Origin of the sequence: Trichloromonas sp., from assembly GCF_034006665.1 — a bacterium.
Taxonomy (GTDB): domain Bacteria; phylum Desulfobacterota; class Desulfuromonadia; order Desulfuromonadales; family Trichloromonadaceae; genus Trichloromonas.
In genome coordinates this window covers 1-15,037 of the sequence record NZ_JAVESI010000008.1, presented here as the reverse complement: position 1 = coordinate 15,037, position 15,037 = coordinate 1, and the positions used below count along the sequence as shown (strand labels likewise).

The 15,037-nt window shown below is 62.0% G+C and carries 16 protein-coding genes; 2 read left to right on the top strand and 14 right to left on the bottom strand.

Annotated features, from left to right (window positions below; genetic code table 11):
* Positions 1-70: 70 nt before the first annotated feature.
* The 13 genes from RBR25_RS04985 to RBR25_RS04925 form a co-directional block, all read right to left on the bottom strand.
* Positions 71-1,384 (bottom strand): phenylacetate--CoA ligase family protein, encoded by a 1,314-nt coding sequence (locus RBR25_RS04985; RefSeq protein ID WP_432818436.1) that lies wholly within the window; start codon positions 1,382-1,384, stop codon positions 71-73.
* A complete protein-coding gene (locus RBR25_RS04980) occupies positions 1,378-2,232 on the bottom strand; it encodes a lysophospholipid acyltransferase family protein (RefSeq protein ID WP_432818435.1) in 855 nt (284 codons plus the stop codon). Before RBR25_RS04980 ends, RBR25_RS04985 begins: the two co-directional genes overlap by 7 nt.
* Positions 2,192-2,455: a phosphopantetheine-binding protein gene (locus tag RBR25_RS04975; protein WP_432818434.1), complete on the bottom strand. Its 264-nt coding sequence runs from the start codon at positions 2,453-2,455 to the stop codon at positions 2,192-2,194. The genes RBR25_RS04980 and RBR25_RS04975 overlap by 41 nt, the downstream gene beginning before the upstream one ends.
* Positions 2,448-3,683: a beta-ketoacyl-[acyl-carrier-protein] synthase family protein gene (locus tag RBR25_RS04970; RefSeq protein ID WP_432818433.1), complete on the bottom strand. Its 1,236-nt coding sequence runs from the start codon at positions 3,681-3,683 to the stop codon at positions 2,448-2,450. The genes RBR25_RS04975 and RBR25_RS04970 overlap by 8 nt, the downstream gene beginning before the upstream one ends.
* A complete protein-coding gene (locus tag RBR25_RS04965) occupies positions 3,674-5,128 on the bottom strand; it encodes a phytoene desaturase family protein (RefSeq protein ID WP_432818432.1) in 1,455 nt (484 codons plus the stop codon). Before RBR25_RS04965 ends, RBR25_RS04970 begins: the two co-directional genes overlap by 10 nt.
* Positions 5,125-6,345 (bottom strand): beta-ketoacyl-[acyl-carrier-protein] synthase family protein, encoded by a 1,221-nt coding sequence (locus RBR25_RS04960; RefSeq protein WP_432818431.1) that lies wholly within the window; start codon positions 6,343-6,345, stop codon positions 5,125-5,127. The genes RBR25_RS04965 and RBR25_RS04960 overlap by 4 nt, the downstream gene beginning before the upstream one ends.
* A gap of 191 nt (positions 6,346-6,536) precedes the next feature.
* The gene (gene fabG, locus RBR25_RS04955) at positions 6,537-7,265 is read right to left on the bottom strand and encodes a 3-oxoacyl-ACP reductase FabG (protein ID WP_432818430.1); all 729 of its coding nucleotides are present in this window, start codon (positions 7,263-7,265) and stop codon (positions 6,537-6,539) included.
* A 32-nt stretch (positions 7,266-7,297) separates the two neighbouring features.
* On the bottom strand, positions 7,298-8,734 hold the full coding sequence (locus RBR25_RS04950) for a FlgO family outer membrane protein (protein ID WP_432818429.1): 1,437 nt from the start codon (positions 8,732-8,734) through the stop codon (positions 7,298-7,300).
* Positions 8,735-8,774: 40 nt separating this feature from the next.
* Entirely contained in the window at positions 8,775-9,893 is a 1,119-nt protein-coding gene (locus RBR25_RS04945) for a hypothetical protein (RefSeq protein ID WP_432818428.1), read from the bottom strand.
* Between the two features lie 103 nt (positions 9,894-9,996).
* Positions 9,997-10,965, bottom strand: coding sequence for a tRNA 5-methoxyuridine(34)/uridine 5-oxyacetic acid(34) synthase CmoB (gene cmoB / locus RBR25_RS04940; RefSeq protein WP_432818427.1), 969 nt, complete (start codon positions 10,963-10,965; stop codon positions 9,997-9,999).
* A gap of 2 nt (positions 10,966-10,967) precedes the next feature.
* Positions 10,968-11,699 carry a carboxy-S-adenosyl-L-methionine synthase CmoA gene (gene cmoA, locus RBR25_RS04935; RefSeq protein ID WP_432818426.1) on the bottom strand — a complete coding sequence of 244 codons (732 nt, stop codon included), beginning with the start codon at positions 11,697-11,699 and terminating at the stop codon, positions 10,968-10,970.
* Positions 11,700-11,701: 2 nt separating this feature from the next.
* Positions 11,702-12,586 carry an ATP-binding protein gene (locus RBR25_RS04930; protein WP_432818425.1) on the bottom strand — a complete coding sequence of 295 codons (885 nt, stop codon included), beginning with the start codon at positions 12,584-12,586 and terminating at the stop codon, positions 11,702-11,704.
* 238 nt (positions 12,587-12,824) lie between these two features.
* On the bottom strand, positions 12,825-13,685 hold the full coding sequence (locus RBR25_RS04925; protein WP_432818424.1) for a hypothetical protein: 861 nt from the start codon (positions 13,683-13,685) through the stop codon (positions 12,825-12,827).
* A 305-nt stretch (positions 13,686-13,990) separates the two neighbouring features.
* Between RBR25_RS04925 and RBR25_RS04920 the strand changes: the two genes are divergently transcribed.
* Together RBR25_RS04920 and RBR25_RS04915 are read left to right on the top strand one after the other, a co-directional pair.
* Complete coding sequence (locus RBR25_RS04920) at positions 13,991-14,245, top strand: type II toxin-antitoxin system HicA family toxin (RefSeq protein ID WP_432818423.1); 255 nt, start codon at positions 13,991-13,993, stop codon at positions 14,243-14,245.
* Entirely contained in the window at positions 14,242-14,568 is a 327-nt protein-coding gene (locus RBR25_RS04915; RefSeq protein ID WP_432818422.1) for a type II toxin-antitoxin system HicB family antitoxin, read from the top strand. The genes RBR25_RS04920 and RBR25_RS04915 overlap by 4 nt, the downstream gene beginning before the upstream one ends.
* Positions 14,569-14,669: 101 nt before the next feature.
* On the opposite strand, the gene RBR25_RS04910 is transcribed toward RBR25_RS04915, so the two are convergent.
* Positions 14,670-15,037, bottom strand: a 368-nt coding sequence (locus RBR25_RS04910) for a transposase (RefSeq protein ID WP_432818421.1), incomplete at its 5' end; no start/stop codon positions are given.

The window sequence follows — 15,037 nt, the reverse complement described above, 5'->3', positions numbered from 1 at the left end:
CCTGAAAATCGAATCTATGGCACAGACGGTTAAATCATCGGAGCGTAGGGGCAGTCCCCCATGCCTGTCCCTACTTGGTCCGGTAATCGAAAAAGGTCACCGGCTTGCGCTTGTCCTCGCGCAGGGTGCGGCGGGCGACTTCTTCCGGGGTGACAACGACGACTTCCGGCTTGACCCGGATGCGGGCGGCAAGGCGCTCGGCGATCTCCGCGGCGTCGAGGGCGGAGGAGTCCAGCCCGACCACCACGCGGATGCGGTCGGAAAGCGCGAAGTCGTCATAAACCTCGATATAGTGGCCGCGCACCTCCGGCATTTCCTGCAAAACCCCTTGGATCGCCGGGGGATAGACGGTGGCGCCACGCACCTTGAGCATCTGCGCCTTGCGCCCGAGGACCGGGCCGAGGCGCGGGGAGTTGCGGCCGCAGGGACAGGGCTCCGCATGCAGCATGGCGATGTCGCCGGTCTTGAAGCGCAACAACGGCATTCCGGTCACCTGCAAGGGGGTCGCCGTCACCTCGCCGGGAGAGCCCGGCGGCAGAGGGTTCCCGGCCTCGTCGACGATCTCGACGATCATCAGTTCAGGGTGAAGGTGCCCGCCCCGTCCCGCCTCACAGTCGGCGAAGGAGGTCGCCATTTCGGTGCTGGCGTAGGTGCCGAAAACCTCGCCCCCCCAGGACTCGCGCAAACGCCGGCCAAGAGCCGACAGGGAAAGATCGGCGGCGCGCACCGGCTCGCCGATGCAGACCAGCCGCCGCGCCCCGAGTTGCCGGGGATCGACGCCGCGCGCCCGCAGCCGGTCGGCCAGGGTCAGCAGCAGGGTCGGCACTCCGACCAGGGCGGTGGGGCGATAACGGATGACCAGTTCTTCGAGCATGGCGACGCTGCTCGATCCCCCGCGGATGACGGTGGCGCCGATGCGCGCCAGACCCAGAAAATAGGCGAGCCCGGCCATGAAACAGCGATCGATGGCGGCGGCGATCAGCACCCGGTCGGCGGACCCGATCCCCACCGCACGAAAGGAGATCTCTTCGTTATAGGTCAGCCTTTCCAGGTCGGCGCGGGTCTGGTGCATGGCCACCGGTTGGCCGGTCGTCCCCGAGGTCAGGCAGAGATCGACGATTTCGTCCGGCGGTACGCAGAGGAATGCCTCGTTGTGGTCGGCGAGATCGGTCTTGTCGGTGCAGGGGAGACGGTGCAGATCCTCCAAGCCGAGGAATGCGGCGGGGTCGACCCCGGCCTCGGCGAAACGCCGCCGGTAAAAGGGAGAATGTTCGGCGAGATAGGTCAGATGGCAGCGCAGCAGTTGCTCCTGAAGTCCGCGAATCTCCTCCTGGGCGCGGAATTCGATGCCGGCATCGCCGACGAAGGCGTTTCCGCTCAGCATCGCCGCTCCCCGCCCCCTTCCAGGTGCCGCCGCATCCGCTCCTTGACCGCCTTGCGCATCTCCACATGACCATTCTCGCCGGGAAACTCCGCCGGGTCGACGGGCTCAAGAGCCTGTAGCCGCACCCGCGCCGGACACAGCCACAAACGTCCCGGCGGCAGCAAGGTATCGGTGCCGGTCAGGCACAGGGGAATGACCTTCGTGCCCGTTTCCTTGGCCAGGCGAAAGGCGCCGGAATAAAAGCGCTGCAAGCGCCCGTCGCGGCTGCGGTGCCCTTCGGGAAAGAAGAGCTGCAGGGCCGGCTGTTCCAGCACCCGCCGGCCGGCAGCCAGGGCCTCGCGCCAGTTCATGCTTTCCACGTCGAGATAGCCGGCACGGCGCATGACGAAACCGTAGAAGATCATCCGGAAGGGCCAGGAACGCACCGCAAAATTAACGTCGAAACAGGGGAGCAGAGCCATGCAGTAGGTATCAAAGAAGGAAAGATGGTTGACCACCAGAATCGCCGGCGCATGTAGTTTTTCCGGGTCAAGCCCTTCCGTCTCGAAACGGACAAAGGGGCGCATGATCAGCAGCCAGCCCTGGCCGTAGACCCAGATGAGATAGCGCATTGTCCGCTGGGCCGACCAGCCGCTGACCAGGCGGAGCAACGGCAGGGTCAGGGGCAGGGTGAGCAGGCCGAACAGGGTCCAGAGAGCCAGCAGCGGATAGACCGTCAGATTCATGAGCAGCGCCGTCAGCCAAAACGATACGCCGCCGCGCTGGGCGCAAGACCCGAGAGTCGCCACCGCCGTCACCTCCATCGGCTCAAGCCGCCCCATCCTGCCGACGGTATTTACCGATGACAAAGTTATGGATATCCCCCAGGGTGCGGATTTCGCGAATGGCCGTCTCCTCGCGGATCTTGAACTTGAAAGCCGCCTCCAGCACGATCACCATATCGACGGTATCAAGGCTGTCGAGGCCAAGATCCTCATAGATGGTCGCTTCCGGAACCATATCCGCGCGATCGAGCTCGAACTCCTCGGCCAGCGAGGCGTTGATCCGCTCGATGATTTCCTGATCAGTCATGCCGGTATCTCCTTAAGACGATGGATGAATTGACGCCCCCGAGGGCGAAGCTGTTCTTGAGAATGGTATTCACCGGCGCCGCTTCGAGACCGCGCACATGGCGAATCGGCGCGCACTCGGGATCGACCTGGTCGAGATTGCGGGTCGGGATGAGGCGACCATCCCCGAGCATGGCAACGCAGGCCGCCAGTTCCAGAGAGCCGCTGGCGGCCATGGCGTGGCCGATATGCCCCTTCAGGCTGCTGACCGGCACCCCGTCGCCAAAGAGGCGGAAGATTCCCTCGGCCTCGGCGTGATCCCCCAGCTCGGTGCCGGTGGCGTGGGCGTTGACGTAATCAATGTCGGCGGCGGTCACCCCGGCGTCGGCCAACGCTTCCGCCATGCATCGGGCAATGGCCTCGGCGTCGGGGTTGGCGATATTGCTCGGTGCCGAAAGAGTGGCGAAGCCGGTCACTTCGGCGAGGATGTCGGCACCGCGAGCCCGGGCCGAGTCGAGGGCTTCGAGGAGCAGGATGCCGCAGCCCTCGGCGCAGACCACGCCGTCCCGGTCCCGGTCGAAGGGGCGCGGGGTGCGTGCGGGATCGTCATTATAGCGGGTGGAACCGGCGTTCATCACATCGAAGGTTGCCGCCGTCAGGGGATGGAATTCATCGGCGCCGCCACACAAGATCCATTCCTGCTTGCCCAGAGCGATCATCTCAGCGCCGTAGCCGACCGCCTGACTGCCGGTGGAACAGGCCGCTGCGGGAGCAAGAATGCGGCCGGCGATGCCGAGGGCTTGGGCGACGTTGGCGGCGCAGGAGTGGTTCATGATCTGAAAGAAGAGGGTCGATTTCATCCGCTCCAGGCTGTGGTCGGTTAAAAAATCGGCGAAAAAAGACTCCGAAGCTTCAATGCTGCCGACCGTCGAACCGATGACCACCCCCAGGCGCCCGCCTTGACATTCCCCTTCGCCCAGACCGGCCTGCGCCAGAGCCTCTTGGCAGGCAAGGACGGCGTAGACTGACATGGGCGTCATGGAACGGCGGAACTTGCGGGGAACAACCTTGGCGTCGAGTTCCGGAACGAGGGCCGCGACCCGCGCCCGCAACCCCTGAATGGCGGCCAGCTCGGGCACGGGGCGTACCGCGCCGCGCCCGGCGCGCAAGCTGTCGAGGAAGAGGTCCATCCCCGCGCCGTAGGGGGTAACCGCCCCGAGCCCCGTTACCACCACCCGTTTCAGCGACATGCTTTCACCCTTTCCCGCAAGCGTTCATGACCAATGAGTTCGCCACAGGTGAGAAAACCCGACAGCACTGCCCCCAGCACCCCGGGGGCGACCACCCCCTGCCCGGCCAGGAGCAGATGGGCGACCCGCGTCCGCGGCTGGGGATTGAACTGGCCAATACGATGGCGGACCCCGTAAAGCCCCCCGTAGGGGGTATGCAGATAGTCGCGCATGGTCAATGCCGTCGCCGTAGCCAGCACCTCGACCCCCCCGAACTCTGGGCAGGCCTCCTCGATGCGCCGGACCAGAGATGCCGCCCGCTCGGCCTTGTAGGCCTCGTAGCCGGCCGGACGACGGCCGCGGACGGAATCCTTCCAGCGATCCGTCCCGCCCGGCGCCTCCGAAGCAATGGCGACCAACCCGGAAGCGCGCGCCGGTCCGTTATCTGCCGCGGTCAGATAGATGGTATCCTCCAGCCCCTTGTCGTCGGCCCCAAGCAGGAAGATGTTGCGCCCGTGCAGCAGGTCGTTCGACTTGCGGCAGACCCCGTAGAGGGTGAAGGCCGGCAGGGAATCCTCCAGGGCGAGCAGGCGGCGGCGGTAGACCGGCCGAAAAACCCCTTCCGGCACCAGGCCCGGCAGCAGGGCCGGGTGCAGCGTCGCCACACAGCCCCGGCTTCCCAACTCCGTTCCGTCCTCCAGCCGCGCCCCGCGCAGGGTCCCGGCCGGGGTGAAGAGCAGCTCACGAACCCCCTGGCCGAGAAAGACATCGACCCCCAGTTCCGCCAGCCGCGCCGCGAAGGCTTCGGCCAGAGCCGCTCCGCCGCCGATCAGACCATGCACCGACTGATAGTAAGGGCCGACCACCGATGCGTGCAAAGCAAAGGGCGCCTCTGCCGGGGGGACGCCGTAGAGCAGGGTGTGGACGGCAAGCAGGCGTTGGAGCCGGGGCTCGTCCGTCCAGCGCAAGAGCATTTCCCGCAAACTGGTGCCGTCGAGACCGAAGAGGGTGCCGCTTCCTTCCAGCGGCGCTTCCAGATCGAGGTAGGGATGAACGGTGCAGGCCCGCCGGACTTCGGCGAGATAGCCGGCGATCCCCCGTTCCTGGCCGGGAAAGGCCCGGCACAGTGCCTCTTCCAGCCTCTGCATCCCGACCGGAAAGGCGAACTCTTCCTCGCCGCCCGCGCGCACCCGATCGAAGCCCGACAAATCGAAGGGCGTTGCCCGCAGCCGTTCGGACAACCCCAGAGAGCGGAAGAAGAGGTCGAGAATCTCCCCCCGGCCCAGCCCCCCCGAATAGTGAAAACCGGTGTCGAAATGAAAATCCCCCCGGCGGAAGCCACGCAGCAGGGGGGCGAGGCAAGGACTCTTCTCGACCAGGGCGACCCGATAACCTTCCTGGGCGAGAATCACGGCGGCGGTCAGGCCGGACGCACCCCCGCCGATGACCAGCCAATCGTAGCTCACCGGGGAAAACGCAGAACCAGGGAGGCGTTGGTGCCGCCGAAACCGGCGGAGTTGCAAAGCGCCGTTGCCGGCGGGCGGGAAAGGGTCTCAGTGACGATCCGCAAGCGCGCCGACCACTCGTCCGGCTCGCTGAAGTTGAGGTTTCGAGCGATGAAGCCCTGACGGGCCATGATCGTCGTATAGACCACCTGGGAAGCCCCGGACATCCACAACTCGTGACCGGTCATCGCCTTGAGGGAGGAAACCCAGGGGGTCCGCTCGCCGAAGACCGCCAGAATGTTTTCCGCCTCCGCCGTATCGCCGGCCGGAGTTGAGGTGGCGTGGGCGCAGAGATAATCGACCTCGGCCGGAGTCATGGCGGCATTGTCCAAGGCCATGCGCATGGCCCGACGCAAACCGTCGCGGCTCGGCACCGAAAGGTGCTCGCCGTCCGAGGAAAAACCGTAACCCGCCACCTCGCCAAGGATCTCCGCCCCGCGGGCCACGGCCAGATCGTAGCGTTCGAGCACCAGGGCCGCGGCCCCGCCGCTCGGCACCAGCCCGTCGCGGCGGGCGTCGAAGGGGCGGCTGGCCGCCTCGGGCGCATCGCATCGGGTGGAGAAGGCGCCGAGACCGTCGAAACTGCACATCGATTCCCAGTTGATTTCTTGGGCGCCGCCACAGATGACCCGGTCCTGACGGCCGAAGGCGATGAGGTCGGCGGCCTGGCCGACGGCGTGGCCACCGCTGGAGCAGGCCGAACTGAGGGTCCAGCAGGCCCCCCGGGTGCGAAGCAGGGTGTTGAGATTAATGGTCACGGTGGAATTCATCGAACGGAAGACCTGACCACTGCCGATGAGCATGGTCGCCCCCCGCTCGCGCAACAGCTCCACCTGCTCGACGGCAGCGAGGCAGGTCGAATCGCAGCCGAAGATCAGCCCGGTGCGATCGTTGGCGATCTCGTCCCCGCCGAGCCCGGCCATGTCCAGGGCATCGCGGGCGGCGGCATAGGCCTGCACGGCGAAGTCGGGCATGGTCTTGCGCTGCTTCTTGCTCAAGACCCGGGCCAGGTCGAAATCGCGGATGACTCCGGTCAGGGGGCTGCGAAATCCCCGCCGCCGCCGTTCCTCGTCAATGACGATGCCCGAGCGTCCGGCGCGCAGGGCCGCGCCGACCGTATCCGGGTCGCAGCCGAGACAGGAAACGATGCCGATGCCGGTGATGGCGACTTTATGCATAACATCCTTTTAGTAAAAACGGGCTCTTCGGGGAGCCCCGCCAACAAATAGGCAGACCCCGGTGTGCCTAAGGCTGAGCAAAAATGCCCAGATGCAAGGCGCCCGAAATTCGAGGAGCGAGTCGTACCCTAAGGTACGTCGCAGCGACGAGGATGAGGGCAACGCCGCAGATGGGCGTTTTTCATCAGCCTTTACATGTGGGCGCCGCCGTTGACCGCGAACACCTGACCGGTGATATAGGTGGCTTTGTCCGAGGCGAGAAAGGCGACCAGCCCCGCTACTTCTTCGGCGGTGCCGAGACGGCCTAAGGGGATCATCGGCAGAATCCGTTCTTTCGGCAGACCCTTGAGCATCTCCGTGTCGATGAAGCCCGGGGAGACAGCGTTGACCAGGACGTTACGCTTGGCCACTTCCGCCGCCAGGGAGCGGGTGGCGCCGATCAGCCCGGCCTTGGCGGCCGAATAGTTGACCTGCCCCGGGATGCCGCTCTCGCCTGAGGTGGAGACGATGTTGATAATCCGCCCCCGGCGCGCCTTGACCATGCCGTTGACCACCGGCTTGGTGACGTTGTAGAAGCCGTCGAGATGCACCGCCAGCACGTCGCGCCATTCCCCTTGCGTCATCCACAGCAGCAGAGCGTCGCGGGCGAAGCCGGCGTTATTGACCAGCACGAAAGGGGTCGCCTCGTCGAGAAGCGGCTCCAGGGCCGCCTTGACCGCCGCACTGTCGGCCACGTCGAAGGGAAGGAGTTTGCAAGCGACGCCGAGTGCTTCGATTGCCGCCGCCGTCTTCGCCGCCGCCTGATGATCCCGGCCGTAATTGAGCCAGATCTCAAACCCTTCCCGAGCCAGTTCCAGGGCGATGGCCGCCCCGATGCCCTTGCTTGCCCCAGTCACCAGGGCAATTCCACGTGTGTTCATGACATGCCTATCCTTGGCGGGTAATGTCCATTTTAGCGCAACTGCCCCAGGCTCTGTTGGGCATACTTCTGCAGCTTGCGGTGCGGCGCCTTCTGCGCCACGGCTTGCAGGGTTCCCCGGTACTTGCCGTTTCCCGAGGCGCCCAGCGCCTTGCACAGCCAGGACATGGCCTCGACGGCGGCGCGGTCGTTGCCGCTGGCCAGGTAGCCCTTAAGCAATTCCTGTTCCACCACATCGAGAACCGCCGTATCTTTGACCCCTTCCCGCACGATCAGCTTGCCGGCATCGGTCTTGCTCCGCAGGTTGCCGGAACGGAGCATCTTGATATAGCGACTCTCCCCCTTGGCCGCCGGAGCACGGGCGGCAACGGTCGGCGGCGGAGCGGCAACCCTGGTCGGCGGCGTCTGCGCCATCGGAGTCGGAGCCAGCGGCGGCGCCACTTCGACCGGCGCGGGGCGCAGGCTCACCGCCACCCGACGGTCCTCCCCCGCCGCCAGCTTCACCCACTGACGATCAGTGCGATAGCCGGGGGCGGAAACCTCAACGTGATAGGAGCCAGCAGCCAGTTCCATCCCCTCGCGATAGACTGGGCCGATGTTGAGAATCCGGATCTTTGCCCTGGCTGGTTCGGAGCTGACATAGAGTCGCCCCTTGGGCAGGTTCTCGGCCGGTTCGGCCGGAGAGGTTACGGGCAGCTGCTTTCCACCGTTGCTCCCGGTGATGACACTACTGACCAGCTGTCCGTACTTGATGGCGTCGTCCGCCTGTTCGTCGAGGACCTCGCCTTCGGAGATCTTGCCGAGAACGCTCTGAATCCGCACCCGGCCGGTGTGAATGCGCTCGACGTCGAGCACTTCGCCGGTCTTGGGGTGCTTGATCACTTCCCCTTCGCGGTAGACGACAAACTCCATCCCCGGCTTGACCCCGGCGCGGCTACCGAGATCGATGGTCACCTTCTTGCCGTCGCGGTCGACCACATAGCCTTCCAGGGGAAAGTTGCGGATGATCTTGGCGGACATCTCGACGATCAGATCCTGCAGACGTGAGGCCGTCGAGCTCTTGACGCTCTCGGCGGCGATGATCGAGGCGTTCTCCACGTCGATGATGCGAGCGTTGACTTCGAGCATCTCCCGCACCTTCATCACCGAACCGGAGATGATGACCTTGACCCCGAGCAGTTTGCCGATCTGGGTGGCGCTGCTCTCGTCGAGAACCCCGGTCATGACCAACTGCTGCTCACTGAGAATCTTTTCCAGCAGCCGCCGCTCGATGACATCGAACCGCCCTTCCTTGACCATGGCGGTGATGAACCACTCGGCGACGATGCTCCCCATGTCCTGGTTTTCCTGCTCCTCCCCCTGCATCTGGAAGTCGAGGACGGCGATCTTGGTCTTGGTAAATTCGGCCGGGGCGGAGACCGGCGCCAGGCCAAAGGCGAGGAGCAGGAAGATTCCGGCAAGTATTCTCATCGGCAGACCTTTCCGGATCGGGGTTGAATAGGCGTCACGCTTACTTCAGCGCCATGACGATGCCGCTGCCCGCCACCGAGGTGACGGCCAGGGTTTTTCCGGTGACACTCTGTCCGTCTATGGCGTCGCAGAAGGCCTCGGCTTGGCCGCGATAGAGGACGGAGAGCTTCAGTTCGCCGTTGCCGAAGCCGCGCTTGGTCACCGAGTTGACCCCGGTCACCCCTTCGAAGAAGGCGGCGATCCCCTTCTGTGCCTGGTAGTCGGCGACGTTGCGCACGGTGACTTCGAGGTTGATGCCGTTGTTCACCGTATCTTGGAAGGAGGCGACGATGGCCTCGAAAAGTTCGTCATCCATGAGTTTCTTGGCCGCTTTGCCGGCCGCCTGGGACTGGGCGACGTCGGCCGAGATGTGCGGACTGGCGCCGCTCGCCGCCTTGCTGGCGACGATGCGGCCGTTAGAGCAGTTCACCACCTTGGCGGTGAGGCTGGCCTGGCCGGAAACCATGCCGCTGCTCTGCAGCAGGGGATTGGCGACCTGCGACTTGCTGACGGTGCCGACCAGCACATATTCGGCGCCGTTGTCCGCGCCGATTTTCGCCGCCGCCACGGGATCGCCCTGGGTCGCGCGCTGGATGAGGTCGTCTCCCTTGTTCATGAGCGCGGCGGTCTGCGCCGGGTCGACCAGATCGAATCCCTTGCCGCGCAGGTAATCGACCACCGCGTTTTCCGCGTAGTTACCGCCATCTTCCTTGATCAACACCATCATCCGCGGCTTGTCCATCGATTCGAGGAGAATCTTGAGGGCGGCCAGGTCGGCACGGATGCTGTCGAGGGAGACGACGGCGCGGATCTGCACCTGCCAGGTGCCGTCGGGCAGATGCTGCTCCAGCAGGACGTCGTAACGACGCACCGACCCGGCGGTCTGGGTGATGACCACATCCCTCTGCAGCATGAAGTTCTTGACCTCGGTCTCCGACACCAGCATGGTGCCGATCCCCTTTTCGATGGCCTCGCGCTTGGCCAGCAGCAGCGCTTCTTCCCGGGTGTTGCCGATGCCTTCGCTATCGACGGTGAAATCGCCGCTGGGAGTTTCGGCGGCGACGTAACTGGGAATCAGCAGCAGGCAGACGGCAAACAGGCTCAACAACAGTCTTTTCATCAGACCCTCCCGACGGCAGGCAAAGCGAGGAAACCTCATGGTTTGAATGATGATTCTAGTATAGGTCCCGGCTAAAATGCCACCCTTTTATCCCCCGGCGGACTCAGCGCGCCTCAGCCAGCAGGATCGCCCGGCGGGGAGCCGGATAGCCTTCGACGGTACGGCCGGGATCGAGCGGATCGAGAAAATCGGTCAGCGATTCGGTGCCGACCCAGGGGGTGGCGCGCTGCTCAGTCGCCGTGGTGAGGCTGACGTCGATACAGCGCCCATCTTTGAAACCGCAACGGCGCAGCCAGCCGAAAAGCACTCGGACGGTAGGGAGGAAGTAGACATTGTTCATCTTGGCGTAGCGCCCGTCCGGGCAGAGCACCCGTTCGTCGTCGCCGGGCAGAACCAGGGTTTCCAGCACCAGTTGACCATCCCCGCGCAGCACCCGGCGCATGGCCGCCAGAGTGTCGAGGGGGGAGCGGCGATGGGAAAGGACCCCCATGGAGAAGACCGTGTCGAAGTAGCCTTCGAGCACCGGCAACTCCTCGAAGGTGACGGGGAGGGTGAAAAGCTCCGGGCGGCGAGCGTAATGTTGCAGAAGTTGGAACTGGAAGAAGTAGGTCAGGTAAGGTTCGACGCCGAGGGCCAGTTGCGGCTTGTGCGCGGCCATACGCAGCAGGTAGTAGCCGTTGCTGCTGCCGATGTCGAGCACCCGGCGTCCGGCGAGGGGGGCGATGTGTCCGGCGAGGCGGTTCCATTTCAGCGAGGAATCCCACTCGCTGTCGAACTCGATGCCGAAGAGGTTAAACGGCCCTTTACGCCAAGGCTGGAGAGTTTCCAGGGCGCTTCGCAGCGTCGCTTCCTGTCCCGGTGCGAGATCGGCGGCGCTGCCGATACGCACCCGGTCGCCGGCTAGATCGAAAGATGACGGCGTAACCTCCGGCAAGCCCGCCTCATTGGCCAGATAGCGCCGCCCCTTGCCGTCCCCCGCGATCATCCGCGTCCTGGCCGCGATCAGTTCGGCCAACGCTTCCCTCCAGGGGCCGAGGCCGAGCCGGTCGGCCTGTGCCGGCAGTCGTTCCACGCCTAGTCCGCCTTGCGCGCCAGCAGGGCGGCGAAATTGAACCATTTGAGCCAGACCGTCACGGCGCTAAAACCCGCCCTCGTCAGCCGCGCCTGGTGGGCGTCGAGGGTCTCGGGGATGAGGACATTCTCCAGCGCCTCGCGCTTCCGGCTGATCTCCATTTGCGAATAGCCGTTTTCGCCCTTGAGGCGGTAGTAGAATTCCCGCTCCAGCTCGGCCAGGGCGGCATCCCCGTCCACCACCTTCTCGGTCAGCAGCAAGACACCGCCGGGAACCAGCGCCTCATGGACCCGCCTCAGCAGCGCGTCCCGATCTTCCAGGGGAAGAAATTGCAACGTCAGATTGACCACCACCACCGAGGCGTCGGTCATAGCAACCCGGCGGGCATCCCCCTCCTCCAGCACAACCCCCTCACCGACAGCGGTCGCCGCCAGCCGCGCCCGGTAGAGATCGAGCATCGGCGCCGAATTATCGACCGCAACCATGGCAAAATCCCGCCCCCCCATTTCCGCACTCAGGGCCAGGCCGAAATTGCCGTTGGAACAGCCGAGATCGTAGATGCGGGTGCCGGGCCGATAAAAACGGGCCGCCAGCTGCGCCTGCCGGCGCAGACTCTCGCGATAGAGGGGAACCGAGCGGTCGAGCATGTCGTCAAAAACCCCGGCCACCTCAGCGGTGAAGGCGAAGGGCGCCGCCGGACGCGGCTCGGCGAAGATGCGATCCTTCCTGGTCATGCTCAGCCCTTGAGCAAATCGCGGCCGACCCAGTGACTGGCGAACTGCAGGGCGGTACGCCCGCAGCGCTTGCTCTTGTCGTGGGACCACTGAACGGCGGCCTTGCGCGCCTCTTCCGACCAGCGCGAGGGCACCCCCTGCTCGCGGCAAAGCTTTTCCACACACTGTTGCGCCACCCGCAGATAGTGATCCTGGGTGAAGACGTGAAAGGCCACCCACAGGCCGAAACGGTCGGAGAGGGAAATCTTCTCCTCGATCGCCTCGCCGTGATGGACTTCGCCGTTGACCAGCTTCGAGCCGAGGTTGTCGGTGGGATATTCAGGGATCAGATAGCGGCGGTTGGAGGTGACGTAGATGAGCACATTCTTCGGCGCCGCGTAGACCGAACCGTCGAGGGCGCTTTTCAGCATCTTGTAGGTCAATTCGCCGTGTTCGAAGGAGAGGTCGTCGCAGAGCAGGATGAATTTGTAGGGCTGGCCCTTGATGGCGGAGAAAATGCCGGGCAGATGGATGAGATCCTCCTTGTCCACCTGGATCACCCGCAACCCCTGATCGGCGTAGCTGTTGAGCAGCGCCCGCACCAGCGACGACTTGCCCGTGCCCCGGCTCCCCCAGAGCAGCACGTTGTTGGCCGGATAGCCCTTGAGGAACTGGCGGGTATTCACTTCAACGACCGACTTCTGTTCGTCGATGCCGAGCAGATCGTCGAGGCGGGTGGAGGGGACTGCCTCCACCGGCTCCAGATAGCCGGAAAAGGAATGGCGGCGCCAGTTGGCGGCATGGCAGACGCTCCAGTCCACCGGCCCCACCGCCGTCGGCAGCAACTGCTCCAGCGACGACAGCACCCGCTCCAACTGAGCGACGACTTCGGGTTTGAGATTCATCATGACGCGACTCCTTGCGTGTCGAAAAGACCAGCGGTCGCCAAAGGAGGAAAAAATAAAATCCCGTTTGCGGCCGGGTTTGTTCATACAACTTTACCCCCGGGGTGTCAAGAAAAGGGATGGACTCCCGCTTGTAATGATTCTAGGTTGATTATTTCTGCCTCTCTGTATGGAAATAAAAAGCCACCCATGGGTTTTAGACCAAGAGTGGCTTGATGATTGGCTTTGATGCGATAGTTTTTTATTTCTTTACTGCACCAACATAGATACAGCTTGATGAGTTTTTTGGGGGCTGCTCAACACAGCCTGAAAAAACAATTACTTGTTTGTTAGGCGACATTGTTGAGATCATTTTGTATTGACTCCCATCAAAAAACATCTCACCTTCCCATGCCCCGATTAATTCATTGAATTCCATATTTGAAATTTTAACTATGCCCTCGCAACCATTGATGTTACAGGTCAAATCACCTGCTCTTGAAGTGATTGGTGTACCATTATGATTTACGTCGATAGCCAATGATTGATAATTAGAAAAAATATCAGAATTTGTGTACGTTGTATTTGGTGGATTATATTGGTCATTGCAAGAATATGTCACGTTTGAAGCTTCGTATTCCGCTTCGTAGTTCATTTCATTGTAGTATGTGTTTGTTACTAAGACTTGTGAATCAGGTAAAATTATTGTTATTTTTTCTTGCATAGCATCTGGATAATTTAAGCTGCTGGAATTTTCAACGGTTCTGTAGGAATTTTCTCCAGGGTAAATACACAGACGATTTGTATTGTCTTGTTGAGTTCCACATAGGCTGTAATCCGATTCTTCTTTTGCAAAATCATGAAGTTCTTGCTCAGAAATTCCATATTCTTCACTGCATCCATAGATATTTCCAAGAGCCCCCGTTGAGCTCAGAGATGCTCCATGGTTTTCTGTCGGTTTAATGAATGAATTTAAGATATCATAAGTTTTTTCGAAAATGCCTGGAGTTTGTAATTCTGAATCATTACTTGTAACAGAATCACTTCCACCTCCACCACCTCCACCACAGCCAACCACAATAAAAAAAATAAACGAGATCATCGAATTGATTTTTTTAGTCATGACGAACCTCCATTCATAGAAGTGAAATTTCAAGTGCTACTAAATATGAAAGAGAATTTTAGTTTTTATATGTAAATGATGGATATGGTCAATCTAGCTCTTTAATTGATCTCAAGTCAAGTCGGGGATCTGTGTAATTATTGCAGAGATCCATTGGGGGTGTTTACTGATTGGATCCGGAAGTAGCGGTTGGTGGGTGGTAGCCGGGGGCACATCTTGCTTCAATGCTATCCTCCTGACACTGCCATGAATAAGCTATCAAAATCCGATTGCACTCTCGCCCTCTCCCTGTTATTCTTTCTCCCATGAACAACGGCCACCGCAAGACCCTTGTCGCCATCTTCTCCCAGCCGGTTCCCGGCACGCTGGAATGGCGGCGCATCGAGTCGTTTTTTCTTGCGTTGGGTGCGCAAACTATCGAGGGAAACGGATCGCGTGTGCGTTTCGTCTTGAACGGCGTCATCGGCACTTTTCATCGCCCCCATCCGGAAAAAGAAGCGAAACCCTACCAAGAGCGTGACGCCAGAACCTTTCTGGAAAACGCGGGAGTCAAACCATGAGTACCATGACCTATAAAAACTATGCCGCCCGTATCGAGTACAGCGAAGAAGACGGCTGCTTCATCGGTCGCATCGCCGGCATCAGGGACGTCGTTGGCTTCCACGCCGAATGCGTCCAAGAACTGCGCGAAGCCTTTCGCGAAGCGGTCGACGACTATCTGGCGACCTGCGAAAAAGTCGGCCAGACGCCGCAACGCCCCTATTCGGGCAAACTCATGCTGCGCGTCCCGCCCGAAGTTCACGCCCGCGCGGCAATGATGGCCGAAGCCCACGGCATGAGCCTCAATCAATGGGCCGCGGACGTTCTTTCGAAAGCCTCCTGAGCGGCGAGAGCCCCCCGAATCGGGGTCACATCTTGCTCCGCTACAGCCACATAGTTGCCGGCTTTTTCCTTGACCTTCCTTGATGCACTCGCGAAAAAAGCTCACGCGGCTTGAGGCATGAGCCTACCAATTCGGTTGTTGCCGGGCCGAAAAGACTCGGCAAGATGTCGTAGATATCCCCGCAGCGGGTTTGATAGTTCCTTGAAACTGCCAACAACGTCATTTGGATAAAGATTCGTTCCCGTTTCCCGGGTACCTTTGGGTTTTTGGCGATTTCTGAACGCGGTGGCGCGCAGGATATTCAATCCCGTCGCTTTCAGGACCGCCGCCAGCCGGACTTGGCGCATGCCCCTGACCCGCAGATGCTTGATGCCGGTGACGCGGTCAAGGTCGGACATGGTGGCTTCCGCCCCGGCGCGGAAACGATACACCTCACGGAAGGCTGCCGTCTTCTCCTTGGCGCGTCGTC

Bases quoted from the DNA above. Each gene is read 5' to 3' on its own strand.
- RBR25_RS04985 (WP_432818436.1), bottom strand. From the start codon at position 1,384: ATGCTGAGCGGAAACGCCTTCGTCGGCGATGCCGGCATCGAATTCCGC.
- RBR25_RS04975 (WP_432818434.1), bottom strand. From the start codon at position 2,455: ATGACTGATCAGGAAATCATCGAGCGGATCAACGCCTCGCTGGCCGAG.
- RBR25_RS04970 (WP_432818433.1), bottom strand. From the start codon at position 3,683: ATGTCGCTGAAACGGGTGGTGGTAACGGGGCTCGGGGCGGTTACCCCC.
- RBR25_RS04960 (WP_432818431.1), bottom strand. From the start codon at position 6,345: ATGCATAAAGTCGCCATCACCGGCATCGGCATCGTTTCCTGTCTCGGC.
- fabG (WP_432818430.1), bottom strand. From the start codon at position 7,265: ATGAACACACGTGGAATTGCCCTGGTGACTGGGGCAAGCAAGGGCATC.
- RBR25_RS04950 (WP_432818429.1), bottom strand. From the start codon at position 8,734: ATGAGAATACTTGCCGGAATCTTCCTGCTCCTCGCCTTTGGCCTGGCG.
- RBR25_RS04945 (WP_432818428.1), bottom strand. From the start codon at position 9,893: ATGAAAAGACTGTTGTTGAGCCTGTTTGCCGTCTGCCTGCTGCTGATT.
- cmoA (WP_432818426.1), bottom strand. From the start codon at position 11,699: ATGACCAGGAAGGATCGCATCTTCGCCGAGCCGCGTCCGGCGGCGCCC.
- RBR25_RS04930 (WP_432818425.1), bottom strand. From the start codon at position 12,586: ATGATGAATCTCAAACCCGAAGTCGTCGCTCAGTTGGAGCGGGTGCTG.
- RBR25_RS04925 (WP_432818424.1), bottom strand. From the start codon at position 13,685: ATGACTAAAAAAATCAATTCGATGATCTCGTTTATTTTTTTTATTGTG.
- RBR25_RS04920 (WP_432818423.1), top strand. From the start codon at position 13,991: ATGAACAACGGCCACCGCAAGACCCTTGTCGCCATCTTCTCCCAGCCG.
- RBR25_RS04915 (WP_432818422.1), top strand. From the start codon at position 14,242: ATGAGTACCATGACCTATAAAAACTATGCCGCCCGTATCGAGTACAGC.